The following is a 24,575-nucleotide window of genomic DNA, read 5'->3' on the forward strand; positions in this document are numbered from 1 at the left end:
CGGAAGTGGCCTTCGGTCGGACTCCCGGCCGATTCCCAGGAAGCCCCCGGGGTGCCCGGCCGGGCCCGGACAGCAGTCGGCGCCTGCCCCCCACTTGGTCGGGGAGGGGGCAGGCGCCGAAACCGCAGGGCCCGGCGGCTCTGACGGGTCGCGGTGTGGAGCAGCCGGGGAGTGCCCGGCGGTTCAGGTGAGGGTGAACGGTGCCGTCAGACCACCAGCGGGCGGTCGGTCGGGCGGATGGGCGCGGGCAGCGGGGTCTTGCCGCCCAGGTACTTGTCGACCGCCGCGGCGGCCGAGCGGCCCTCCGCGATGGCCCACACGATCAGGGACTGGCCGCGGCCGGCGTCGCCGCAGACGTACACGCCGTCCACGTTGGTGCCGAACTTGCCGTCGCGGGCGACGTTGCCGCGGTTGTCCAGCTCGACGCCGAGCTGCTCGACCAGGCCGTTCTTCACGTCGGTGCCGGTGAAGCCCATGGCGAGGGTGACCAGCTGGGCGGGGATCGCCCGCTCGGTGCCGGGCACCGGAGCGAACGTGCCGTCCTTGAACTCGACCTCGACGAGGTGGAGTTCCGCGACGTTGCCGTCCTCGTCGCCGGTGAAGCGGGTGGTGTTGACGGAGTAGACCCGCTCACCGCCCTCCTCGTGCGCGGAGGTGACCTTGTAGGTCATCGGCATGGTCGGCCATGGCTGGTGGCCGGGGCGGGCGTCGCTCGGCCGCGGCATGATCTCCAGCTGGGTGACCGAGGCCGCGCCCTGGCGGTGGGCGGTGCCGACGCAGTCCGCGCCGGTGTCGCCGCCGCCGATGACGACCACGTGCTTGCCCTTGGCGCTGACCGGGGAGTCGACGAAGTCGCCCTCCTGCACCTTGTTGGCCAGCGGCAGGTACTCCATGGCCTGGTACACGCCCTTGAACTCCCGTCCGGGGACGGGCAGGTCACGGGCGGTGGTGGCGCCGGCGGCGATCACGACCGCGTCGAAGCGCTCGCGCAGCTGCTGGCCGCTGATGTCGACGCCCGCCTCGACACCGGTACGGAACCGGGTGCCCTCCGCGCGCATCTGCTCGATGCGGCGGTTGATGTGGCGCTTCTCCATCTTGAACTCGGGGATGCCGTAGCGCAGCAGGCCGCCGACGCGGTCGGCGCGCTCGTACACGACCACGGTGTGGCCGGCCCGGGTGAGCTGCTGGGCGGCGGCCAGGCCGGCCGGGCCGGAGCCGATGACGGCCACGGTCTTGCCGGACAGGCGCTCCGGGATCTGGGCGGCGACGCCGCCCCGGTCCCAGGCCTTGTCGATGATGGTGACCTCGACGTTCTTGATGGTCACCGCGTCCTGGTTGATGCCCAGGACACACGCCGACTCGCAGGGCGCCGGGCAGAGACGGCCGGTGAACTCCGGGAAGTTGTTGGTCGCGTGCAGGCGCTCGATGGCGCCCGTCCAGTCGTCCCGGAACGCCAGGTCGTTCCACTCGGGGATGAGGTTCCCGAGCGGGCAGCCGTTGTGGCAGAACGGGATGCCGCAGTCCATGCAGCGGCCGGCCTGCTCGGTGATGATCGGCAGGAGGCTGCGCTCGACGTAGACCTCGTTCCAGTCCCGCAGGCGCACGTCGACGGGACGGCGCTCGGCGAGCTGCTTCGGGGTGGTCAGGAAGCCCTTCGGGTCAGCCATGTGCCGCCTCCATCATCTTGCGAGTGGTCTCGGACTCGGAGAGCCCGTCGCGCTCAGCGGCATCCTTGGCGGCGAGCACAGCCTTGTAGTCGGTGGGCATGATCTTGGAGAAGCGGGAGACCCCGCTGCCCCAGTCGGCCAGGAGCTCGGCGGCGACGGTGGAGCCGGTCTCCTCGTAGTGCTGCTGCACGGTCTCGCGCAGCCACTCGCGGTCCTTCGCGTCGGGGGCCTCGATGCCGACCATGCCGCCGTTGACATTGGCCGGACGCAGGTCGAGGACGTACGCGATGCCGCCGGACATGCCCGCGGCGAGGTTGCGCCCGGTCTCGCCGAGGATGACCACCCGGCCGCCGGTCATGTACTCCAGGCCGTGGTCGCCCACGCCCTCCACGACCAGGGTAGCGCCGGAGTTGCGGACGGCGAAGCGCTCGCCGGCCTTGCCCCGCAGGTGGATGCGGCCGGCGGTGGCGCCGTAGCCGATGGTGTTGCCGGCGATGACGTGGTTCTGCGCGTCGGCGCCGATGGCCGCGGCGTCGCGGGCCGGGCGGACGATCACGACGCCGCCGGAGAGGCCCTTGCCGACGTAGTCGTTGGCGTCGCCCTCCAGCCGCAGGGTGATGCCCGTCGGCACGAAGGCGCCGAACGACTGGCCGGCGGAGCCGGTGAAGGTCACGTCGATGGTGCCCTCGGGCAGGCCCTCGCCGCGGTACCGCTTGGTCACCTGGTGGCCGAGCATGGTGCCGACCGTCCGGTTGACGTTGCGGATCGGCAGCTGGATCCGGACGGCCTCGCCGCGCTCCAGGGCGTCCTCGGCCAGCTCGATGAGCTGGTTGTCGAGGGCCTTGTCCAGCGAGTGGTCCTGGCCGGTGGTGTTGTGCAGGGCCGCGCCCTCGGGGAGCTCGGGCACGTGGAAGAGCGGCGCCAGGTCGAGGCCGGCCGCCTTCCAGTGGTCGATCGCGGCGGCCGCGTCGATGTGCTCGGCGTGGCCGACGGCCTCCTCGATGGAGCGGAAGCCCAGCTCGGCGAGGATCTCGCGGACCTCCTCGGCGATGAACTCGAAGAAGTTCACCACGAACTCCGGCTTGCCGGAGAAGCGGTCGCGCAGCACCGGGTTCTGGGTGGCGACACCGACCGGGCAGGTGTCCAGGTGGCAGACGCGCATCATGATGCAGCCGGAGACCACCAGCGGGGCGGTCGCGAAGCCGAACTCCTCGGCGCCCAGGAGGGCGGCGATGACGACGTCGCGGCCGGTCTTCAGCTGGCCGTCGGTCTGCACCACGATGCGGTCGCGCAGGCCGTTCAGCAGCAGGGTCTGCTGGGTCTCGGCGAGACCGAGCTCCCAGGGGCCGCCCGCGTGCTTGAGCGAGGTCAGCGGCGAGGCGCCGGTGCCGCCGTCGTGGCCGGAGACGAGCACCACGTCGGCGTGCGCCTTGGAGACGCCCGCGGCGACGGTGCCGACACCGACCTCGGAGACCAGCTTCACGTGGATGCGGGCCGCCGGGTTGGCGTTCTTGAGGTCGTGGATCAGCTGAGCCAGGTCCTCGATGGAGTAGATGTCGTGGTGCGGCGGCGGCGAGATCAGGCCGACACCCGGGGTGGAGTGCCGGGTCTTCGCGACCCACGGGTACACCTTGTGGCCGGGCAGCTGGCCGCCCTCGCCGGGCTTGGCGCCCTGGGCCATCTTGATCTGGATGTCGTCCGCGTTGACCAGGTACTCGCTGGTGACGCCGAACCGGCCGGAGGCGACCTGCTTGATCGCCGAGCGGCGCTCCGGGTCGTACAGGCGCTCCGGGTCCTCGCCGCCCTCGCCGGTGTTGGACTTGCCGCCGAGGCGGTTCATCGCGATGGCCAGCGTCTCGTGCGCCTCCATCGAGATGGAGCCGTACGACATGGCGCCGGTGGAGAACCGCTTGACGATCTCGGAGACCGGCTCGACCTCGTCGACGGAGATCGGGGCACGGCCCTTGCCGTCGAGCTTGAACAGGCCGCGCAGCGTCATCAGGCGCTCGGACTGCTCGTTCACCCGGCCGGTGTACTGCTTGAAGATGTCGTAGCGCCGGGTGCGGGTGGAGTGCTGCAGGCGGAACACCGTGTCCGGGTCGAACAGGTGCGGCTCGCCCTCGCGACGCCACTGGTACTCGCCGCCGATCTCCAGCGCGCGGTGCGCGGCCGGGATGCCGGAGGCCGGGTACGCCTTGGCGTGGCGGGCCGCGGTCTCCTTGGCGATCTCGTCCAGGCCGATGCCGCCGAGCTTGGTGGTGGTGCCGGAGAAGTAGGCGTCCACCAGGCCCTGGGAGAGGCCGATCGCCTCGAAGACCTGGGCGCCGCGGTACGAGGCCACGGTGGAGATGCCCATCTTCGACATGACCTTGAGGACGCCCTTGCCGAGCGCCTTGATCAGGTTCTTGATGGCCTTGTCGGCCTCCACGCCCTGGATGAAGACGTTCTGCGCGACCAGGTCCTCGACGGACTCCATCGCCAGGTACGGGTTGACCGCGCCCGCGCCGTAGCCGACCAGCAGCGCGACGTGGTGCACCTCGCGCACGTCGCCGGCCTCGACGATCAGCGACACCTGGGTGCGCTGCTTGGTGCGGATCAGGTGGTGGTGGATCGCGGAGGTGAGCAGCAGCGACGGGATCGGCGCGTGCTCGGCGTCCGAGTGGCGGTCGGAGAGGACGACGATGCGGGCGCCCTCGGCGATCGCGGCGTCGGCCTCGGCGGCGATCTCGGCGAGGCGGGCCGCCAGGCCCTGGCCGCCGCTGGAGACCTTGTAGAGGCCGGAGAGCGTGACCGCCTTCAGGCCGGGCTGGTCGCCGTCGGCGTTGATGTGGATGAGCTTGGCCAGCTCGTCGTTGTCGATCACCGGGAAGGTGATGCCGACCGAGCGGCAGGCCGACGGGGTCGCGTCGAGCAGGTTGCCCTCGGGGCCGAGGTTGCTCAGCAGCGAGGTGACGAGCTCCTCGCGGATGGCGTCCAGCGGCGGGTTGGTGACCTGCGCGAAGAGCTGCACGAAGTAGTCGAACAGCAGGCGCGGCTTCTCGGAGAGCGCGGCGATCGGGCTGTCGGTGCCCATCGAGCCGAGCGCCTCGCCGCCGGTCTTCGCCATCGGCGCCAGGATGACGCGCAGCTCCTCCTCGGTGTAGCCGAAGGTCTGCTGCCGGCGGGTCACCGAGGCGTGGGTGTGGGCGATGTGCTCGCGCTCGGGGAGCTTGGCGAGCTGGATCTGCCCGGCGTCGATCCACTCCTCGTAGGGGTGCTCGGAGGCCAGCGCCGACTTGATCTCCTCGTCCTCGACGATGCGGCCCTCGGCCGTGTCGACGAGGAACATCTTGCCGGGCTGCAGGCGGCCCTTCTTGGTGACCTTCTCCTGGTCGATGTCGAGCACGCCGACCTCGGAGGAGAGGACGACCAGGCCGTCCTCGGTGACCCAGTAGCGGGCCGGGCGCAGGCCGTTGCGGTCGAGGACCGCGCCGACCTGGGTGCCGTCGGTGAAGGTGACGCAGGCCGGGCCGTCCCAGGGCTCCATCAGGTTGGAGTGGTACTGGTAGAACGCGCGGCGGGCGGGCTCCATGGTGGCGTGGTTCTCCCACGCCTCCGGGATCATCATCAGCACGGAGTGCGGCAGCGAGCGGCCGCCGAGGTGGAGCAGCTCCAGGACCTCGTCGAAGGACGCCGAGTCGGAGTGGTCCGGGGTGCAGACCGGGAAGATCCGGCTGATGTCGCCCGGGATGAGGTCGGTGGCGAGCTGGGACTCGCGGGCGGTCATCCAGTTCCGGTTGCCCTTGACCGTGTTGATCTCGCCGTTGTGCGCGACGAACCGGTACGGGTGGGCGAGCGGCCAGCTCGGGAAGGTGTTGGTCGAGAACCGCGAGTGCACCAGGCCGACGGCGGAGGCGTAGAGCCGGTCCGACAGGTCGGGGAAGAAGGGCTCCAGCTGGCCGGTGGTCAGCATGCCCTTGTAGACCAGGGTGCGGGCCGAGAGCGACGGGAAGTACACGCCGGCTTCGCGCTCGGCGCGCTTGCGGACGACGAAGGCAACCCGGTCGAGCTCGATGCCGGCCCGGTCGCCGCCGGCCACGAAGACCTGGCGGAAGCGGGGCATGACGCTGCGGGCGGTGGCGCCGAGCAGGTCCGGGGTGACCGGGACGTCGCGCCAGCCGAGGACGGCGAGGCCCTCCTCGGCCGCGATGGCCTCGATGCGGGCGACGGCGGCGGCGTCGGCGGTGTCCTCGTCCGGGAGGAAGGCGATGCCGACCGCGTACGAGCCGGCGGCGGGCAGCTCGAAGGAGACCTTGCTGCGCAGGAATGCGTCCGGGACCTGGGTCAGGATGCCCGCGCCGTCACCGGAGTCCGGCTCGGCGCCGGTGGCGCCGCGGTGCTCCAGGTTGCGCAGGACGGTGAGCGCCTGGTCGACGACGGTGTGGTCGGCAATGCCGGTCAGCGTGGCGACGAAGCCGACGCCACAGGCGTCGTGCTCGTTCCGCGGGTCGTACAGGCCCTGAGCAGCAGGTCGCGCATCCGGAACGAGCGCGTAGGGCCGCGAAGGGGCCTGCTCGGGCTCGTTGGCGGAGTGCATGGATGCAGACAGCATCGGCTCTCCCGTCGTCGTCTTTGGCAAGTGCGTGAGCAATAGGGACGACGTTGGCCCTCATGCGATTTCGTGCAGGTTACATGATGCCGGATATCCCGGGAAGTGGAATATGGCGTCCACATGGCGGACATAACCCGCAGGTCAGCGGCGGTTACCGATGGGTAGAACCGGCGCGGCGGAGCAGTCGTCGATCCGCACGTTTCCACCAGTGTGCCCAACCGCCCACCGGGCGAAACGGCGCCGAAACGCTCCGGCCATCAACCCCCGGGAGGGGCGCCTGCGATTCCAACCCGGGCGGCGCACCCCCGGAATGGAATCCGAGGGTTCGTACGCCCCGCAGCGAGCCTAGGACAGGCGCTCGACCGCGTCCCATGTGTGGAACGTCACGCAACCCAAGGCATAGTCATGCGGTCGTCTGTGGCATCGCACGAAACCGCGCACCGGGCCCGCGGGCCCGGTGCGCGGCACGAACCCGCCGGTCAGCCGACCTGTCCGCCGATCAGCCGACCCAGCAGGAAGGTCACCCCGGCCGCGGCACCGCCCAGCAGCAGCTGCCGCACACCGCTGAACCACCAGCTGCGCGCGGTCACCCGGGCCACCACCGCACCGCACAGGAACAGGCCCGCCGCGGCCAGCAGCAGCGCCGGCCAGAGCGCGGTCGCGCCCAGCAGGTAGGGCAGCAGCGGCAGCAGCGCGCCGATCGCGAAGCAGCCGAACGAGGACGCCGCCGCGACGATCGGCGACGGCAGGTCGTCCGGGTCCACGCCGAGCTCCTCGCGGGCGTGCACGGCGAGCGTCTGCTCGGGGTCGCGGGACAGCTGCCGGGCCACCTCCTGCGCGAGGTCCGGGTCGACGCCCTTGGCCACGTACAGCTGGGCCAGTTCGGCCAGCTCGCCCTGCGGGTTGCGGCTGAGCTCCAGCCGCTCGGCCTCCAGCTCGGCCTCCACCAGCTCCCGCTGGGAGGCCACCGAGGTGTACTCGCCGGCCGCCATCGAGCAGGCCCCGGCGGCGAGCCCCGCCAGGCCGGTCAGCACGATCGCGCTGTGCCCCACGTCGCCGCCGACCACGCCGGTCATCAGGGCCAGGTTGGAGACCAGACCGTCCATCGCGCCGAACACCGCCGGCCGCAGCCAGCCGCCGTTGACGTCGCGGTGGTGCCCTCCGCGGGGATCCGCGGCTTGGGCTCGCCGGATATCGGTTCGGCGATCGCAGTGCTCATGGTGATGGGCCCCTCTCCTGACACGTCCCCCCTGCCGCACCCGGCCACGGCGAAGCACCGTGGATCCTGGCCGCCCGCAGGGCTCTCACCCTGCGAACGTAGCCCGTTGACCTGGTACTTTCCAGCAAAGTAAGGCTGCCCGAACACGCCGTCGGCCGCCGGCCACAACGAGTGGCAGGCGGCCGCGGTGCGGAAAAGGCGCAGCTCAGGTGGGCTGCTGCGAAGGTTCGTCGGTCGCGGCGGCGGTGCGCTCGGCACCGGGACCGCTGTCCGAGGGGCGGGACGGCTCGGTGTCGGCCTCGCTGCCGGGCTCCGCGTCGGCGCCCGCCGCCGGGTCGATGGAGTCCGGCGCCTCCCGGCCGGGGCGCGTCCGGCCCACGACGACCAGGTAGGTGACGGCCCCGACGAAAACGATGATCGCCGTCCAGTCGTTGAGTCGCAGGCCCAGGATGTGGTGCGCCTCGTCGATCCGCAGGTACTCGATCCAGAACCGGCCCACCGTGTAGGCCGCGACGTACAGGGCGAAGGCCCGGCCGTGACCGAGGGTGAAGCGGCGGTCGGCCCAGATCACCAGCAGGGCGACGCCGACGCACCAGAGCGACTCGTACAGGAAGGTCGGCTGGAAGATGCCGTCGACGACGGTGCCGTCCGCCTCCACGTGGTGGATCTCCAGGCCCCAGGGCAGGGTGGTCGGCTTGCCGTAGAGCTCCTGGTTGAACCAGTTGCCCCAGCGGCCGCAGGCCTGGGCGAGCGCGATGCCCGGTGCGATGGCGTCCGCGTACGCGGGCAGCGGCACCCCGCGGCGGCGGCAGCCGATCCAGGCGCCGACCGCACCGAGCGCGATCGCCCCCAGATGCCGAGGCCGCCCTCCCAGATCTTGAAGGCGTTCCACGGGTTGCGGCCGTCGCCGAAGTACAGCTGGTGGTCGGTGATCACGTGGTACAGCCGGCCGCCGACCAGGCCGAACGGGACGGCCCAGACCGCGATGTCGCCGACGGTGTGCTTGGCACCGCCGCGGGCGACCCAGCGCCTGCTGCCGAGCCAGACGGCGACGACGACGCCGATGATGATGCAGAACGCGTAGGCGCGCAGCGGGACCGGTCCCAGGTGGAGGACGCCCCGCGACGGGCTCGGGATGTATGCGAGATCCATGGCAGGTCCGACGCTACCGTGTCGGGAGCGCCGGACCGGCACCGGAGCGGGTCACATTCTCCGAACGGTCCCCGGCCTGCGGCTCAGCGCCTCAGGGCGACGGCGGCGTGTTGGACTCCGCGGCGGTGCTGGACGGCGCCGGGCTCTGGCCGTTCGAGCCGGTGGCGCCGAGCTTCTTGCCCTGGTTGGCCTCGTTCACCCACTTCACGAGGTTGTCCGGGGAGATCTGCTCGTCGCCCTTCTTCGGGTAGATCGGCTCGCCGTTGAGCAGCAGCGTCGGGGTGGACTTGAAGCTGGACTTGTCGAAGTCCTGCTGGACGGCGGAGACCCAGCCCGCGTACGTGCCGTCGTTGACGCAGCTCTCGAAGGCGGGGGTGCTCAGCCCGGGCACCTGCTTGGCGAGGTCGAGCAGGGTCTTCTTGTCGCCGAAGGCGTCGGAGGTCTCGTCCGGCTGGTTGCGGTAGAGCACGTCGTGGTAGTCGCGGAAGCGGCCGGCGGTCTGCGCGCAGCCCAGCGCGTTGGCGGCCGTCTTGGAGCCCTTGCCGCCGAGCGAGCGGTCGATGAACGAGACGATGTGGGAGTGCACGACCAGCTTGCCCTGGTCCTGCAGCTGGTCGATGGTGGGCGAGAACTCGCGCTCGAAGGCGCCGCAGGCGGGGCAGCGCGGGTCCTCGTACACGGTGAGCACCGAGGGGGCGTCGGCCGCGCCGACCGGGATGACGAGGTTCTTGTCGCCGATGGTGCCGGCGGGGGCGGCCGTCGGGGTGTCGGGCTTGGAGCGCTGATTCTGCACCACCACGCCGACCACCACCGCGGCGGCGATCACCGCCAGCACGACACCGCCGACGGCCAGCTGCTTCTTGCGCTTGCTGCGGGCGTCGTCGACGGCCTGTTGCGCCTTCAGGCGCTCGCGGGCGGTGCGCTTGCCTTCGCGGTTCTTCTCGCTCATGGGTGCTGTGTCCAAGGTGGGCCGGTCCGGTTCGTGGGGGCGTGTCCGCAGGGTGGTCAGGAGGCGAGCCAGGAGTCGACCGACAGCCGTGTCCTCGGACGGGCGATCAGCCAGGCCGCGAGCAGCAGGAAGCCGGTGTCGCGGAGGATCTCCTGGAGGTACTCGGTCTTGGAGGCGTCGACGGCGCCGCCGCCGCCGAAGCAGCCGCAGTCGATGGAGATGCCGCGCGCCCAGGCCGAGGTGATGCCCGCGATGAAGGTGAGCAGCAGGGCGGCGGAGACGACGGCGACGATCCGGGTGCCGAGGCCGATCAGCAGCAGCAGGGCCAGGGCGAGCTCCAGGAAGGGCAGGCCGTACCCGATGGGCTTGACCAGGGACTCCGGCAGGATCTCGTAGGCCCGGACGGCCTGGGCGGCCTCGGCCGGGTCGGAGATCTTGGCCAGCCCGGCCCAGCCCCAGACGAGGGCCAGGCCCAGCCGGACGGCCAGGCCGATCCACTCGGAGGCCGGCCCCTGGACGACTCGGCGCAGGGCTCCGGGGCGGTGCGCCTGCACCGTCTGCTGGCTGGCCATCGGACTCCCCTAGAAATCACCGCCGCGGGCTGGCCGCGGGCCGCCGGGCGCGGCTTCCTGACGGATGAACCGTAGGGGAAGAGGTACGGTTCCTCCACTTTGGCGAATTACGCCTAACGAGTGATGTTTTAGGGGGTGTTGTCCGTTCCCGCCGGGCGGCCCGGGCGCTCCGGCCGCGGGCAGCGCACGGCCGGTGCGGCCTCGCCCGGCAGCGGTCGGCCGGCCGCCGCGGAGCGGTCCGCGCGGAGCTCGGCGGCGGCCCGCACGGCCGCCGTGCAGGCCCTGGCGTCCCGTTCGGCCCGCTCGGCACCCCGCCTGGCCAGGGCGTGCCCGGCGGCGGCCTCCACCCCCAGCGCCGTCGCGAGCACGAGCGCGGCGGCCGCCGCACGGAGCAGTACGGCACGGTGGAGACACGGCACGGGCAGCCCTTTCGGGATGTCGGGGGACGGTACGGCGCACGGGGCGGGACGGGGCCGACGCCTCCGTCAACCCGTCCCTCCACTCAACGCCGGTCAATCGCGCGCGATGCGCGACCCGCCCGCCGTTCACTCGTTGGGGTGAAGCAGACGGCCGACCGACGCCGACGGCCCGTCACCTCGGAAGGCGACGGGCCGTCGGTCGGGAGCGGGTGCGTCAGCGGCGGCGCACGCCCGCCGCCAGGTCGGCGGCCAGCGCCCGGACGTCCGCGAGGGCGCGGCCCTCGTCGCCGTCGGCCGCCAGGATCCGCTGGACGAACGCCGAGCCGACGATGACGCCGTCCGCGAAGGCGGCGACCTCGGCGGCCTGGCCGGCGTCGGAGACGCCCAGGCCGACGCAGACCGGCAGGTCGGTGGTGGCCCGGGTGCGGGCGACCAGGTCCTCGGCGAGGTTGCCGACGGCGGCACGGGTGCCGGTCACGCCCATCACCGCGGCGGCGTAGACGAAGCCGCTGCCGGCCGCGGTCACCTCGGCGAGCCGGCCGTCCTTGCTGCTCGGCGCGACCACGAACACGGTGTCCAGACCGTGCTCGCCGGCGGCCTTGCGCCACTCGTCGGACTCCTCGACCGGCAGATCCGGCAGGATGCAGCCGGCCCCGCCTGCGGCCGCGAGGTCGGCCGCGAACCGGGCGACCCCGTAGCGGTCGACCGGGTTCCAGTAGGTCATCACCAGGACCGGGGCCCCGGGGTGCGCGGCGGCGACCTCGGCGACGGTGCGGAACACGTCCTTGATCCGGACGCCGCCGCGCAGCGCGATGTCGTCGGCGGTCTGGATGGTCGGGCCGTCCAGGACGGGGTCGGAGTGCGGCAGGCCGACCTCGACGACGTCGCAGCCGCCCTCCAGGAGGGCGCCGATCGCGGCGATGCCGCCGTCCACGGTGGGGAAGCCGGCCGGCAGGTAGCCGATCAGCGCCGCGCGGCCCTCGGCCTTGGCGGCGGCCAGGGTGGTGCTGAGCTTGGACGCCATGGTCACTTGCCCCCGTTGCTGTCGTACAGGCCGAAGTACTCGGCTGCGGTGTGCATGTCCTTGTCGCCGCGGCCGGAGAGGCTGACCAGGATGGTCGCCTCCGGGCCGAGCTCGCGGCCGAGCTCCAGGGCGCCGGCCAGCGCGTGGGCGCTCTCGATGGCCGGGATGATGCCCTCGGTGCGGGACAGCAGGCGCAGCGCCTGCATGGCGGCGTCGTCGGTGACCGGGCGGTACTCGGCGCGGCCGGTGTCCTTCAGCCAGGCGTGCTCGGGGCCGACGCCCGGGTAGTCCAGGCCCGCCGAGATGGAGTGGCTCTCGATGGTCTGGCCGTCCTCGTCCTGCAGGACGTAGGTGCGGGAGCCGTGCAGCACGCCGGGGTCGCCCTTGGTGAGGGTGGCCGCGTGCCGCGGGGTCTCGGCGCCCTCGCCGGCCGCCTCGCAGCCGATCAGGCGCACGCCGGCGTCCGGGATGAACTCGTGGAAGATGCCCATCGCGTTGGAGCCGCCGCCGACGCAGGCGACGACCGCGTCGGGCAGCCGCCCGGTGCGCTCCAGGACCTGCTGCCGGGCCTCCACGCCGATGACCCGGTGGAAGTCGCGGACCATCATCGGGAACGGGTGGGGGCCGGCCACCGTGCCGAACAGGTAGTGCGTGGAGTCGACGTTGGCGACCCAGTCGCGGAACGCCTCGTTGATGGCGTCCTTGAGGGTGCGGCTGCCGGAGGTCACCGAGACGACCTCGGCGCCGAGCATCCGCATCCGGGCGACGTTCAGCGCCTGGCGCTGCGTGTCGACCTCGCCCATGTAGATGGTGCAGTCGAAGCCGAACAGCGCGCAGGCGGTGGCGGTGGCCACGCCGTGCTGGCCGGCGCCGGTCTCGGCGATGATCCGGGTCTTGCCCATCCGCTTGGTGAGCAGGGCCTGGCCCAGCACATTGTTGATCTTGTGCGAGCCGGTGTGGTTGAGGTCCTCGCGCTTGAGCAGGACGCGCGCGCCGCCCGCCTCCGCGGAGAAGCGGTGGACGTCGGTGAGCGGGCTCGGCCGGCCGGTGTAGTCCTTCAGCAGGCCGTCGAGCTCGGCGGCGAAGGCCGGGTCGGTCCTGGCCTTCTCGTACTCCTCGGCGACCTGTTCCACGGCGGCGACCAGCGCCTCCGGGATGAAACGTCCGCCGTAGGCGCCGAAGTAGCCGCGGGCGTCCGGGACCTGGGCCCCGGGCAGATAGTCCTTCTCGGACATGGTGGAGCGTCCTTCTGGGTCGATGGGTGCGGTGACGTACGGGAGCGGCCTGCTCAGCCGCACGTCCCGCGCCATCGACGGCCCGGCACCTGGCCGGGCTCACAGCCGATCACGTAGCGCACCCGCCGCCCCAGCACCCGGCGTGCGGGCGCGCGGCAGCCGCGCGGGCGGCAGCCGGGGGCGAGTCGGGACGCGAGTGACATGGCGGGGGTCAGCCCTTGTGGCGCAGGGCCGGGTGGGCGCCGGCCGCGACCAGGTCGGCCACGGCGGCCTTCGGGTCCTTGCCGGTCACCAGCGACTCGCCGACCAGCACCGCGTCGGCGCCGAGGTTGGCGTACTGGATGACGTCCAGCGGGCCGCGGACACCGGACTCGGCGACCTTCACGATCCCGGACGGGATGGTGTCGGCCACGTTGGCGAAGGTGTTGCGGTCGACCTCGAGGGTCTTGAGGTTGCGGGCGTTGACGCCGATGATCTTCGCGCCGGCGTCCACCGCGCGCGCGATCTCCTCCTCGTCGTGCACCTCGACCAGCGGGGTCAGGCCGATCGACTCGGCGCGCTCGATGAGCGAGACGAGGGCCGGCTGCTCCAGCGCGGCAACGATCAGCAGCGCCAGGTCGGCGCCGTGCGCACGGGCCTCCCAGAGCTGGTAGGCGGTGACGATGAAGTCCTTGCGCAGGACGGGCGTGTCGACCGCGGCACGCACGGTGTCGAGGTCGGCGAGCGAACCGCCGAACCGGCGCTGCTCGGTCAGCACGCTGATCGCGGCGGCGCCGCCCGCCGCGTAGTCCCGGGCCAGGGCGGCCGGGTCGGCGATGGCCGCCAGCGCGCCCTTCGAGGGGCTGGAGCGCTTGACCTCGCAGATCACCCGGACACCGTCGCCGCGCAGCGCGGCCACGCCGTCCTTGGCCACGGGCGCCTTGGCGGCGAGCTCCTTGAGCTCGTCCAGGGAGACCCGGGCCTGTCGCTCGGCGAGGTCCTCACGGACCCCGTCGATGATCTCGTCGAGCACACTCACGCGAGCGCCCCCATCATTTCTGCTAGCTCGTCGCCGGTCCGGGTCTGCGCCCGTCCGGCCTGGCCGTCCGGTCGAACCGGCCGGGGCCTTTCGGCACGAACCGGTGAGGATCTCGTGCGCATGCGCCCCCGTCGGCTCTTCGATGGTATCGGGCGCCGGGCGCACGGGGCGCATCCGCCCGGCGCGCGTCTCGCCCAGCGGACCTGCCGCGGGCCGCGCACGCCCTCACCCGCACCCTTGTTCGGGCCTCTGCCGGGACTCTGGCCGAGGGGCCGCCGGAGGTCGTCGGGGCCGCCCGGGGCTCACACCAGCGGAGGGGCGAGCCCGGCGCCGGCGGGGGTGTTGCGCAGCACCGTGAAGACCACGAGCACCACGATCAGCAGCACCGTCTGCCGGCCGCCGATCGCCACCCGGGGGCCGGGCCGCCGGTGAGCGCCGCCCAGGCCCAGCGGAGCCAGAGCACCGCCACCACCCCGGCGAGCACCATGACCAGCAGGTTGTCGTGGCCGGCGGCGGTCAGGTCGCCCCGGGTGAGGGCGTGGACACAGCGCAGGCCGCCGCAGCCGGGGCACCACCAGCCGGTGGCCCGGAGCACCGGGCAGACCGGGTAGTGGCCGGGGCTGTTCGGGTCCACGGAGGCGACGTACGCGGTGGGCAGCGCCACGGCCGTCAGGGCGGCCAGCGGGCGGAGCATCCGGCGGCCGAGCGGCACCGGGGCGGCGGGAGCGTTCACGCTGACGATTGTGCTCCTGCCGGGCGGCGCCGGGGCCAAGGGGAACGGCGGGCGTGGCGCCCGCCGTCCGGTGCACCGTGTCGGGTGTCAGCCCGCGCTGACCGCCGTGCGCTCCTCGGCGGCCGGGGCCGCGACGGTGGCGGCGAAGTGCGGGCTCGGCTGCTTGCCCATGCCCGCCATCGCCATCGCCTTGCCGACGACACCGGCGATCACGACGATCGCGAGCCCGGCCCAGACCAGCAGGACATTGGGGATGATCATGGCGATGCCGCTGACGGTGAAGCCGACGAAGGCGATCGTCACGCCGGTCCAGGCGGCGGGGGTGTGGCCGTGCGCTGCTGCCGACATCTGTTGGTGCTCCTTGTTCTGCGGATCCCGGCCGGGCGGCCGCGAGGCGCTCGACGGGTTGACGTCATCCATTGTGCCGGGCCCTCACACCCATCCCCAAGGCGGCCCCTGGCTCAACCCGTGGGATCTTCGCCACGGTCGAGGGCCTTCCACAGCTCGGCCGCGCTGTCCGTCGGCCGGGGCGCCGCGGCGGCCTTCCGGGTCGGCGCGTCGTAGCGGGCGCCCATCGCGGGCCATCCCCGGCCCGAGCGCAGGGTCAGCAGGCCCGCGGCGGCGAGCAGCACCCCGCCGGCCAGCGCGACCCACGGCCAGAAGGTGTGCCCGACCTGCTCGGCGTGCGCACCGGCCAGGGCGAGCCGGCCGGCCGCCTCGGCGTCCAGGCCGGCGGTGTCGGTGGCCCCGATCAGCGCCCCGGCGACCACGCCGAGGCCGGCCAGGGCGGCGAGCGCGCCGACGGCCGTCCGGGCGTGGCCGCGCACCGCGAAGACGGCGACCGCGGCCGCCATCGCGACCAGCGCGAGGCCGCCGGGCAGGCCGGTCAGCCGCGAGCCGGTGGCGCTGACCGCCGTCCGCCCGCCGGTGGCGCCGGCGACCACGCCCTCGGCCCACGTCCGGCCGACCGAGGTCAGGACGAGGACGGCGCCGAGCACGGTCAGCAGCAGCATCAGGGCGAGCGAGCGACGGCTGTTGTTCGAAGGGGAGGAACTCACCCGTCCACTATCGCCGACCGCATGGCCGGCCGGGTCAGCCGGGGTCCCCGGGAAGGCGTCGGTGCCGATCACCAGGGTCCGGCCGGGCAGCTGGACGAAGAGGTCCGTGCCGAACGGCAGCTGCTCGGCGGTGCGGTAGTGCCCGGACGGCTCGGGGTCGGTGTGGACGGTGCAGAGCGCCGCCGCCGGGTCCACCACCACGTACACCGGGACACCGGACGCGGCGTGCGCCCGCAGCCGTCCGGCGAGCCGGTCCTCCTCGTCCGCGGCAGGGCCCGGCGCGACGTCCAGCACGGCCTCGACCACGGGCGGCGGGCCCGGCGCGAGCACCGCGAGGTCGGCGGTGACACCGGAGACCGGCAGCGCGGTGCGGACCTCGCCCCGACCGCCCAGCTGGGCACCGATCTGCCCGGCCGCGGCGCGGACGATCGCGTGCGGGTCGGTGGTCATGCCGGCCGTCCCCTTCCTCCGGTCACCTCACGATACCGGCGGGCGCAGGGTGGCGGCGGTGGCCACGGCGCGCAGCACCGCCGCGGCCTTGTTGCGGCACTCGGTGTCCTCGCCGTGCGGGTCGGAGTCGGCCACCACGCCCGCGCCGGCCTGCACGTAGGCGGTGCCGTCGCGCAGCACGGCCGTCCGGATCGCGATGGCGGTGTCGGCGTCGCCGGCGAAGTCCAGGTAGCCGACGCAGCCGCCGTACAGGCCGCGCCGGGTGGGCTCCAGCTCCTCGATGATCTGCATCGCCCGCGGCTTGGGGGCACCGGAGAGGGTGCCGGCCGGGAAGCAGGCGGTGAGCACGTCGAAGGCGGTGCGGCCGGCGGCGACCCGGCCGGTGACGGTCGACACGATGTGCATGACGTGGCTGTAGCGCTCGATCGCCATGAAGTCGACGACCTCGACGCTGCCGGGCTCGCAGACCCGGCCGAGGTCGTTGCGGCCGAGGTCGACCAGCATCAGGTGCTCGGCGCGCTCCTTGGGGTCGGCGAGCAGTTCGGCGGCCAGCTCGGCGTCCTCGTGCGGAGTGGCGCCGCGGTGCCGGGTGCCGGCGATCGGATGCAGCATCGCCTCGCCCTCGGTGACCTTGACCAGCGCCTCCGGGCTGGAGCCCACCACGTCGAAGGCGCCCTCGGCGCCGCCGTCCGGGCCGGGGAAGCGGAACAGGTACATGTAGGGGCTGGGGTTGGTGGTGCGCAGCACCCGGTAGACGTCCAGCGCGGAGGCCGGGCAGGGCGCCTCGAACCGCTGCGAGGGCACCACCTGGAAGGCCTCGCCGGCCCGGATCCGCTCCTTCACGGTCTCGACGGCGGCCCGGTAGGGCGCGCCACCGAACGGCGAGTGCGCCTCGGCGGCGGTCGGGGTGAAGGTGGCGAGGCCCGGGTCGACGGGCTTCCGCAGGTCCGCCTCCATGACGTCGAGGCGGGCCACCGCGTCGGCATACGCCTCGTCGACGCCGCTCGCCAGGTCGTTGTGGTTGACCGCGTTGGCGATCAGCAGCACGGTGCCGTCGGCGTGGTCGAGGACGGCGAGGTCGGTGGCGAGCAGCATGGTGAGCTCGGGCAGGCGGAGGTCGTCCGGGGTGAGGTCGGGGAGCTTCTCCAGCCGGCGGACGACGTCGTAGCCGAGGTAGCCGACCATGCCGCCGGTGAGCGGCGGCAGGCCGTCGTCGGCGTGCCGGGGGTGTGCAGGGCGGCCAGCGCCGAGCGGAGCACCGCCAGCGGGTCGCCGTCCCGGCGGATGCCGACCGGCGGGGTGCCGAGCCAGCGGGCGTCGCCGTCCGGGCCGACGGTGAGGGTGGCGGCGCTGCGCACGCCGACGAAGGAGTACCGCGACCAGCTGCGGCCGTGTTCGGCGGACTCCAGCAGGAAGGTGCCCGGCCGCTCGCCGGCCAGGCTGCGGTACAGCCCGATCGGGGTGAGGCCGTCCGCGAGGAGCCGGCGGGTGACGGGGATGACCCGGGTGTCTGCGGCGAGCTTGCGGAAGGCCTCGATATCCATGAGGGCGGGCACCGTTCGGGGAGGAGGGGCAGGCTGTGCCGGGGGCCGGCTGTGCCGGGGCCGGCTGTGCCGGGAGCTGGGGAAAGGTTAGCGAGCCGACGGCAGGACGTCGGCGTCGAAACAGGTGCGGTCGCCCGTGTGGCAGGCGGCGCCGGTCTGGTCGACCTTGACCAGCAGGGTGTCGCCGTCGCAGTCCAGCGCGACGCTCTTCACCAGCTGGACGTGGCCGGAGGTGTCGCCCTTCACCCAGTACTCGCGGCGGCTGCGGCTCCAGTAGGTGCAGCGGCCGGTGGTGAGGGTGCGGTGCAGCGCCTCGTCGTCCATCCAGCCGAGCATCAGCACCTCGCCGGTGTCGTACTGCTGGGCGATCGCGGGGAGCAGGCCGTCGGCGGAGCGCTTGAGGCGGGCGGCGACGGCGGCGTCCAGGGCGGTGGTGCCGGGGGCGGCGGGTGTGGAGGACATGCGGCCCATTCTCGCAGGTGTGATCACGCGGCCGGGCTCTCGCAGCCGTCCGGCCAGACCACCTGGACGTACAGTCCGGCGCGGCGGGCGGCCTCGACGACCCGGGCGGGCTCGCTGCCGGGGCGGCCGTCCCAGACGGCGATCAGTTCGTCGACCGTGCCGACCAGGGCGTGGCAGGTGTCGTCGCCGCGTCCGCCGGTGGGCCCGGGGGCCAGCCGGTGGACGGCGCCGGCCAGGTCGAGCAGGCGGCGCCGGGCCGCGGGCCAGTCCTCGCCGGCGGGGACGCCGCGGCGGTGGCCGCCGGCCGGGACGATGACCTCGATCCGGCCGCCGTGCTCCAGCACGGCCTGCGCGAACCAGGTCTCCGGTCCGGGCCGCAGGCAGCCGACCCCGACCAGCTGGTAGGAGCCGTAGGACGTGACGAGCTGCCACATCCGGCCGCGGACGAGCATCTCGGTCAGGTCCGAGAGCGCTTCGTGTCCGGTGATGCCGACGCGCATGAGAAATCGACCCCTTGTCGGGCCGTGCCGCCCCCAGCGTAGCGGGCGGCGCGGCGGGGGTGCCGGAGCGTCCGGAACCCCCGCCGGACGGGTCAGCCGAAGGCCGTCTCGATCCGCGAGCGGTCGACCCGGTACGGGGCGGGCTCGTGGTGCAGGCCGAGGTCGGTGAGCACCTCGTCCTTCATGGCGTCCTTGTTGGTGTCGCTCAGGAAGGCGCTCTTGGCCGCCTCCTTGGCGGCGTCCTTGGCCGCCTCGCCGGGCGTGCCGGACGGCAGTTCCTCGTCCTCGCCCATGCCGAGGGCGCCCTTGAAGGCGTCCTGCGCCTTGCCGGTGACGTACTCGTCGCCCTTCTTGACGGCCTGGCGGGCCGCGTAGTCGGTGAGGCCGGAGAAGTCCTTGTCCTTGAGGGCCGCCTTGCCGGCCTTCATCAGGCCGTCGCCGCCCTCCTCGAACTCGCGCAGGCCCTGCGCGGCCGCCTTGACGTCCTTCACGGCGTCCAGCGCCGTCCGCGCCGTCCGGAGGTTGCGGACGGCCTTGACCGCCTGGCCGAGCTCCTTGAGTGCCTTGAGCAGCTTCTCCAGGTTCTCCGCCAGCTCGGTGGAGACCTTGGCGACCCGGGCGACGAAGACGCCGATCTCGGCCTCGGTGATCAGGGCGTCGGCGATCACGCCGATGCCCGCGGTGAAGACGGCGATCACGGCCTCGGCGGCGAGCGAGACGATCAGCGCCTCGATCGCCTCGGCGATGATGTCGACCACCATGCCCTCGGCGACGGCGCACTCCTGCGCCGCCCGGCTGATGATCTCCGCGGTCTGGTACATGCCCTCGGCGGTGGAGTCGAGGGCATCGACCACCTCGCCCATGTGCGTGCCGAAGGCGTCGGACGCCTGGCCCTCCCAGGAGCCGGACAGCGGCTGGGCACCGCCGCGCAGCTGGTCGGCGACCGACTGGACGGCCCGGGCCTGGGCCTGCCACTCCTCGGCGGCGGCGTTCAGCTCGGCCAGGTTGCCGGTGACCTTCTCCAGCTCGTCCATCAGGCCGGACTTCTCCAGCGCCCACTGGACGGCCTCGTCCAGCATGCCGCCGAGACCGCTGCGGTCGGGGTGCCCGGCCGCCTCCAGCGGTGCCGGGGCCTCGGCCGCACCGGCCTGGGACCAGCCGTACGCGGCACTGCCGGATCCGCCGGGCATCGCGCCGGGGTAGGGGCCGACCGGGGAGACCATGCGGTCGGAGAACGCGGATCCGGCGATGCCGCCGACCACGCCCCCGGTGGCCGTGCCGAGGCCTTCGGCGCCCGCCTCGCCCTCGCCGCCGTCTTCGCCGATGCCCTCGCCGCCGTATGCGCCGCCGGCCCCGCCCTCGGCGCCGACCCGTCCCTCGGCGCTTCCGCCGGGCCCCTCGCCGGCCTCCTCGTCGGAGCCGAACAGCTTGTCGTTGACCCAGTCGCCGGTCTTCTCGGCCGCCTTGTCGCGGACCTTCTCGCCGACCTGCCGGCCGTAGCCGGCCATCCAGCCCTCGCGGGGGTCGGCGGGCGCGTCCGGGCCGTCGCCGTTGCCCCCGTCGTCCGGGCCGGGCCGGTCACGGTCGTTCGGCCGGCCGTCGTCCGGCGCGGGCCCCGGGTGCGGCGCGGGTGCCGGTCCGGGGTGCGGGTGCGGCGCGGGTGCCGGTCCGGGGTGCGGCGCGGGCGCCGGGCCCGGGTGCGGTCCGGGGTGCGGCTGGTGGGGCACGGTGTGGGTCCGCTGGTGCGTACTGCTCACTGCCCGCCCCCGTAGACCGCGCCGATGCTCTGCTCCTGCTCGGTGTAGTTGCGGGCCGTGTACGTGAGCCCCTCCGAGGTGCCGGACAGTGCCTGGCCGAGGTCGGAGATGTTCTGGCCGTTGGCGCTCGCGTGCTCCTGGTAGGTCTGCGCGAGGTTCTGCGCGTTGGGCAGGTGGCCGAAGGCGTCCGACGAGACGGTGATGGCAGCGGTCGCCGAGAGGATCCGCTGCAGTTGCTCGAGCTGTTCGGTGATCATGGACGCATAGCGACCGAGCCCTTCGGGCTGAACCCGAAACCCGGTGTCCCCCATGGCATATGCCTTTCCCGTGCCGATATTGACGGATCATCCTACTGAGGCATGATCAGGCCGAACCGCCCATGGGAGCGCACACAAAGTAATCAGTCGTCAAAGCTTTCACCAAGGGTTACCCCTCCCCGCGGGTGATCCCGAACCCCTGACGCGAGCCCCCGCGGCAGGCCACAATGGCAGCGAGCCGAGGGGGTCGGGGTGGCACAGGCACGCGGGCGGCGGATCGCCGCGGTGGTGGTCGTGGTGGCGGTGGCGGCCGTGGTCGCCGCCGTCCTGCTGTGGCCCGAGCGGCACCCGCGGGCCGCGTCGGCGCCGCCGCCGAGCAGCGCGCCGCCGAGCCCCTCCGCCAGCCCGACGAAGCAGCTGCCCTACCCCTTCTTCACCCCCGGCACCTGCCTGGACCACCCGCAGCTCAGCAAGGTGATCACCCGCGCCGAGGAGCGGCCCTGCAGCGGCCCCCACGACGGCGAGGCGATCGCCGACGTGGTGCTGCCCGAGGGCCTCACCAGCGATCTCCAGATCGGCCGGGCGCTGCGCGACCTGTGCAAGGACCCGCTCGCCGCGCGGACGGCGGCCCAGGGCGGCGGCGGGCCGTACTACGGCTTCCCGCTGGGGCCCTACCTGCAGTACTACAAGCAGGGCATGCGGGACGCCACCTGCACCATGACGGTCAGCAACCGGCAGGACGGCCGCAAGCTGACGGGCAGTCTGCGGTAGGGCCCGCCCGGCACGCCCCGGGCCCGGCCCCGGTCAGAGCCGGAGCAGGCCGAGCTGGCGCATCACGGACACGTTGTCCCACTGCCACCAGCCCTCCTGGATCATGCCGTCCTGGAACCGGAAGATCGTCACGCCGGTCATCTCCACCTTCTTGTCGGTGGCCGGCAGGCCCATGAACTCGCCCTGGTGCATGCCCGTCCAGCTCCACCGGACGGCCACCTCGTCGCCGTCCGCGAGCAGGCTCTCCACGGTGAACGCGAAGTCGAAGCCCGTCCGCCACGCGGTGACCACCTGCCGCAGCCCGTCGCGGCCCTCGGTGACCCCGTCCTTGGCGATGTCGTGGTCGCGGTAGTCCGCGGCGACCATCCCGTCCAGCATGTCCATGCTCCCGGCGGGCAGCCCTCGAAGAGCCGGCCGACCGTCCGCTTGTTCATCTGCTCGTCGCGGACGACGTCGAGGTCGGTGAAGGTCGGCGGCTCGTCGCACAGGGCGACCATCTCGTGGAAGATCCGGTCGGTCTCCGGCAGCGCCGAGTTGCGCATCGCCTCCTCGTAGGACGCGAACTCCACGATCTCCACGAAATGGCGCGCGTCCGCTCTGTCCGTGCCGACAACGGCGTGGTTCGCCGTCCGCCGTCCCCTGGTCTGCTCGGCCCAGCTGTCCATCAGCCGGTCGAGCTCGTCGACCCGGTCCGTCCGGCCCTCGATGATCTGGACGAAGGTCATGGCACACCTCCTGGTGGCCGCCCCCTGGCCATCGATCGTCCGCCGGCCGCCGCGCACCCGGATTCCACGATCCTCCGGTGCCCGCCCGGCGGCAACGCGCGCGCGCCCCTTACGGTGGTGCCCATGCCGAACCCTGCACGGATCGAACGCGAGCGACTGGCCGACCTCCTGGCCGCGGCCGGACCGGACGCCCCCACGCTGTGCACCGGATGGACGACCCGGGACCTCGCGGCCCACGTGGTGCTGCGCGAGCGCCGGCCGGACGCCGCGACGGGCATCCGGCTGCGGCCGATGGCCGGCTGGACGGCCCGGGTCCAGGCCGGGTACGCCCGCCGGCCCTACCCGGAGCTGGTCCGGATGCTGCGCGAGGGGCCGCCCGCGCTGTCGCCGTTCGCCCTGCCGGGCGTGGACGCGGCGGCCAACCTGGTGGAGTTCTTCGTGCACGCGGAGGACGTCCGCCGGGCCGCGGAGCAGTGGCGGCCCGGTCCGCAGCCCGCCGGGCCGGCCGAGGAGCTGTGGCGCCGGCTGCCGACGCTGGCCCGGCTGGAGACCCGGCCGAAGTCCCCGGTCGGCCTGGTGCTCCGGCGGCCCGACGGCCGCTCGGTGGATCTGCCGCACCGCACGGCGCCGACCGTCGAGGTCACCGGCGAACCGGCCGAGCTGGTGCTCTTCGCCTTCGGCCGCGGTGCGCGGACGGCGGTGGAGGCGGCCGGCCCGCAGAACGCCCTGGAGGCCCTGCGGCGGGCGCTCGCGCTGCCCTGAGCGGCGCCCGTCCGCGGCCTGCGCGGTGCCCCGCGCCCCCGGCGCGGCACTGAACGCGCCGATTGTCAGTGGCGCGGGTCACACTGGCTGGTGGCCCGGGGCTGTGCCGTCCGTGCACCCGTGCGGGCGGGCCCGGCCGCCCACGCCACCCTCGAAGGGCACCCGTCACCATGCTCACCACGGACTTCCAGGCCGGCTCCCCTGCTGGCTCGACCTCGGCAGCGCGGACATCCCGGCGAGCGCCGCCTTCTACCAGGACGTCTTCGGCTGGACGTTCCACTCGCTCGGCGAGGAGGCCGGCGGGTACGGCTACCTCCGGCACGACGGCAGCACGGTCGCCGCGATCGGGGCACTGACCGAGCAGGGCGCCACCCCGGCCTGGATGATCTACTTCCAGGTGCCGGACGCGGACGCCACCGCCAAGACCGCCGAGCAGCACGGCGGCACGGTGCGGGCCGAGCCGTTCGACGTCATGTCCGAGGGCCGGATGGCCCAGCTCAGCGACCCGGCCGGGGTGCAGTTCGCGCTCTGGCAGCCCGGCAACACCAAGGGCCTGGACAAGGTCGGCGGCCCCGGCAGCTTCTGCTGGGCCGAGCTGCACACCGCCGACCCGGCCGCCGCCGTCCCGTTCTACCGGGCGCTGTTCGGCTGGCGCACCGAGACGGTCGAGATGCCCGGCATGAACTACGTCGTGCTGTCCCCCGCCGAGGGCGACCAGCAGGCGACCTCGCTGGGCGGCATCGCACCGCTGCAGGGCGACCGGGAGCCCGTCCGGTGGGTGCCCTACTTCGAGGTCGAGGACGTGGACGCGACGCTCGACCGGGCCGCCGCGGGCGGCGGCGCGGTGATGATGGCGGGCTCCGACGTGCCCGGCGTCGGCCGCCTCGGCTGGGCCACCGACCCGCACGGCGTGGTCTTCGCCGTCATCCGCAGCGACATGCCGCAGTCCTGACCCCACCAGCCACCGAAGGAGCACCCCTCATGGCCCCCACGGACTTCCGCACGGGTTCACCCTGCTGGATCGACCTCGGCACGCCGGACATCGACGCGGCCGCCGCCTTCTACGGCTCCGTCCTCGGCTGGTCCGCCGTCTCGGCCGGGCCGGACACCGGCGGGTACGTCTTCCTCCAGCAGGGCGGCCGGACGGTCGCCGCCGCCGGCCCGCTCCAGGAGCCGGGCGCGGCCACCGCCTGGACGGTCTTCTTCCTGACGCCCGACGCCGAGGCCACCGCCAAGGCCGCCGAGCAGGCCGGCGGCACCGTCCGGGTGCCGCCGATGGACGTGATGGACGCCGGCCGGCTCGTCCAGCTCACCGACCCGACCGGCGGGCGGTTCGCCGCCTGGGAGGCGGGCACCACCCGCGGACTGGACGAGGTCGGCGAGACGGGCGCGCTCTGCTGGACGGAGCTGCACAGCGCCGACCTCCCTGCGGCCCTCGGCTTCTACCGGGCGCTGTTCGGCTGGCGCTCGGCGGACTCCGGGCTGCCGGGCGTCGAGTACACGATCCTGTCGACCGCGGACGGCGACGACCAGCAGGCCGCCGGCTTCGGCGGCGCGGCCGGGCCGCACCCCGGTCTGGGGGCCGGCTGGCTGGTGCACTTCGCGGTCGCCGACACCGACGCGGCGGTCGCGGCCACGACCGCCGGCGGCGGCACGGTGGTGCTGCCCGCCGAGACCATCCCGACGGTGGGCCGGCTCGCGGTGCTGGCC

General features: G+C 73.5%; 20 protein-coding genes and 4 pseudogenes. 4 read left to right on the top strand and 20 right to left on the bottom strand.

Annotation, left to right across the window (positions count from 1 at the left end; all coding sequences use genetic code 11):
• Positions 1-206: 206 nt before the first annotated feature.
• The 19 genes and pseudogenes from ABEB13_RS12335 to ABEB13_RS12420 all read right to left on the bottom strand — a co-directional run bounded on the left by ABEB13_RS12335 (position 207) and on the right by ABEB13_RS12420 (position 20,661).
• A complete protein-coding gene (locus ABEB13_RS12335; protein WP_345705542.1) occupies positions 207-1,667 on the bottom strand; it encodes a glutamate synthase subunit beta in 1,461 nt (486 codons plus the stop codon).
• Entirely contained in the window at positions 1,660-6,243 is a 4,584-nt protein-coding gene (gene gltB, locus ABEB13_RS12340) for a glutamate synthase large subunit (protein ID WP_345709645.1), read from the bottom strand. Before gltB ends, ABEB13_RS12335 begins: the two co-directional genes overlap by 8 nt.
• Positions 6,244-6,737: 494 nt before the next feature.
• Complete coding sequence (locus tag ABEB13_RS12345; RefSeq protein WP_345709646.1) at positions 6,738-7,451, bottom strand: VIT1/CCC1 transporter family protein; 714 nt, start codon at positions 7,449-7,451, stop codon at positions 6,738-6,740.
• A 231-nt stretch (positions 7,452-7,682) separates the two neighbouring features.
• A pseudogene (gene lgt, locus ABEB13_RS12350) lies at positions 7,683-8,629 on the bottom strand (prolipoprotein diacylglyceryl transferase).
• 91 nt (positions 8,630-8,720) lie between these two features.
• Positions 8,721-9,578: a DsbA family protein gene (locus ABEB13_RS12355; protein ID WP_345705543.1), complete on the bottom strand. Its 858-nt coding sequence runs from the start codon at positions 9,576-9,578 to the stop codon at positions 8,721-8,723.
• 56 nt (positions 9,579-9,634) lie between these two features.
• A complete protein-coding gene (locus ABEB13_RS12360; RefSeq protein ID WP_345705544.1) occupies positions 9,635-10,150 on the bottom strand; it encodes a MauE/DoxX family redox-associated membrane protein in 516 nt (171 codons plus the stop codon).
• 128 nt (positions 10,151-10,278) lie between these two features.
• Positions 10,279-10,569 carry a hypothetical protein gene (locus tag ABEB13_RS12365; RefSeq protein WP_345705545.1) on the bottom strand — a complete coding sequence of 97 codons (291 nt, stop codon included), beginning with the start codon at positions 10,567-10,569 and terminating at the stop codon, positions 10,279-10,281.
• A gap of 214 nt (positions 10,570-10,783) precedes the next feature.
• Complete coding sequence (gene trpA, locus ABEB13_RS12370) at positions 10,784-11,593, bottom strand: tryptophan synthase subunit alpha (RefSeq protein ID WP_345705546.1); 810 nt, start codon at positions 11,591-11,593, stop codon at positions 10,784-10,786.
• Between the two features lie 2 nt (positions 11,594-11,595).
• Positions 11,596-12,828 carry a tryptophan synthase subunit beta gene (gene trpB / locus ABEB13_RS12375; protein WP_345705547.1) on the bottom strand — a complete coding sequence of 411 codons (1,233 nt, stop codon included), beginning with the start codon at positions 12,826-12,828 and terminating at the stop codon, positions 11,596-11,598.
• Between the two features lie 53 nt (positions 12,829-12,881).
• Positions 12,882-13,031, bottom strand: coding sequence for a tryptophan biosynthesis modulator TrpM (gene trpM, locus ABEB13_RS40515; protein ID WP_380231601.1), 150 nt, complete (start codon positions 13,029-13,031; stop codon positions 12,882-12,884).
• 8 nt (positions 13,032-13,039) lie between these two features.
• Positions 13,040-13,846 (bottom strand): indole-3-glycerol phosphate synthase TrpC, encoded by an 807-nt coding sequence (gene trpC, locus ABEB13_RS12380; RefSeq protein ID WP_345705548.1) that lies wholly within the window; start codon positions 13,844-13,846, stop codon positions 13,040-13,042.
• Positions 13,847-14,222: 376 nt separating this feature from the next.
• A complete protein-coding gene (locus tag ABEB13_RS12385) occupies positions 14,223-14,579 on the bottom strand; it encodes a DUF2752 domain-containing protein (RefSeq protein WP_345705549.1) in 357 nt (118 codons plus the stop codon).
• An 87-nt stretch (positions 14,580-14,666) separates the two neighbouring features.
• Positions 14,667-14,927 (bottom strand): HGxxPAAW family protein, encoded by a 261-nt coding sequence (locus ABEB13_RS12390; protein ID WP_345705550.1) that lies wholly within the window; start codon positions 14,925-14,927, stop codon positions 14,667-14,669.
• Positions 14,928-15,040: 113 nt separating this feature from the next.
• Entirely contained in the window at positions 15,041-16,087 is a 1,047-nt protein-coding gene (locus ABEB13_RS12395; RefSeq protein ID WP_345705551.1) for a TIGR02234 family membrane protein, read from the bottom strand.
• Positions 16,088-16,114: 27 nt separating this feature from the next.
• Positions 16,115-17,631 (bottom strand): annotated as a pseudogene (locus tag ABEB13_RS12400) (anthranilate synthase component I).
• 87 nt (positions 17,632-17,718) lie between these two features.
• Entirely contained in the window at positions 17,719-18,093 is a 375-nt protein-coding gene (gene hisI / locus ABEB13_RS12405) for a phosphoribosyl-AMP cyclohydrolase (protein WP_345705552.1), read from the bottom strand.
• Positions 18,094-18,116: 23 nt separating this feature from the next.
• Positions 18,117-18,593 carry a hypothetical protein gene (locus ABEB13_RS12410; RefSeq protein ID WP_345705553.1) on the bottom strand — a complete coding sequence of 159 codons (477 nt, stop codon included), beginning with the start codon at positions 18,591-18,593 and terminating at the stop codon, positions 18,117-18,119.
• A 92-nt stretch (positions 18,594-18,685) separates the two neighbouring features.
• A complete protein-coding gene (locus ABEB13_RS12415) occupies positions 18,686-20,350 on the bottom strand; it encodes a WXG100 family type VII secretion target (protein WP_345705554.1) in 1,665 nt (554 codons plus the stop codon).
• Entirely contained in the window at positions 20,347-20,661 is a 315-nt protein-coding gene (locus tag ABEB13_RS12420) for a type VII secretion target (protein WP_380231606.1), read from the bottom strand. Before ABEB13_RS12420 ends, ABEB13_RS12415 begins: the two co-directional genes overlap by 4 nt.
• A gap of 198 nt (positions 20,662-20,859) precedes the next feature.
• On the opposite strand from ABEB13_RS12420, the gene ABEB13_RS12425 reads away from it, so the two are divergent.
• On the top strand, positions 20,860-21,378 hold the full coding sequence (locus ABEB13_RS12425) for a hypothetical protein (protein ID WP_345705556.1): 519 nt from the start codon (positions 20,860-20,862) through the stop codon (positions 21,376-21,378).
• Positions 21,379-21,411: 33 nt separating this feature from the next.
• On the opposite strand, the pseudogene ABEB13_RS12430 reads toward ABEB13_RS12425, so the two are convergent.
• A pseudogene (locus ABEB13_RS12430) lies at positions 21,412-22,103 on the bottom strand (ester cyclase).
• Positions 22,104-22,226: 123 nt separating this feature from the next.
• Between ABEB13_RS12430 and ABEB13_RS12435 the strand changes: the two are divergent.
• The 3 genes and pseudogenes from ABEB13_RS12435 to ABEB13_RS12445 form a co-directional block, all read left to right on the top strand.
• A complete protein-coding gene (locus ABEB13_RS12435) occupies positions 22,227-22,865 on the top strand; it encodes a TIGR03085 family metal-binding protein (RefSeq protein ID WP_345705557.1) in 639 nt (212 codons plus the stop codon).
• Between the two features lie 103 nt (positions 22,866-22,968).
• Positions 22,969-23,817 carry a VOC family protein gene (locus ABEB13_RS12440; RefSeq protein WP_345705558.1) on the top strand — a complete coding sequence of 283 codons (849 nt, stop codon included), beginning with the start codon at positions 22,969-22,971 and terminating at the stop codon, positions 23,815-23,817.
• 29 nt (positions 23,818-23,846) lie between these two features.
• Positions 23,847-24,545 (top strand): annotated as a pseudogene (locus ABEB13_RS12445) (VOC family protein); the annotation flags it as partial.
• Positions 24,546-24,575: the final 30 nt, after the last annotated feature.

Source organism: Kitasatospora paranensis (genome assembly GCF_039544005.1).
Lineage (GTDB): Bacteria > Actinomycetota > Actinomycetes > Streptomycetales > Streptomycetaceae > Kitasatospora > Kitasatospora paranensis.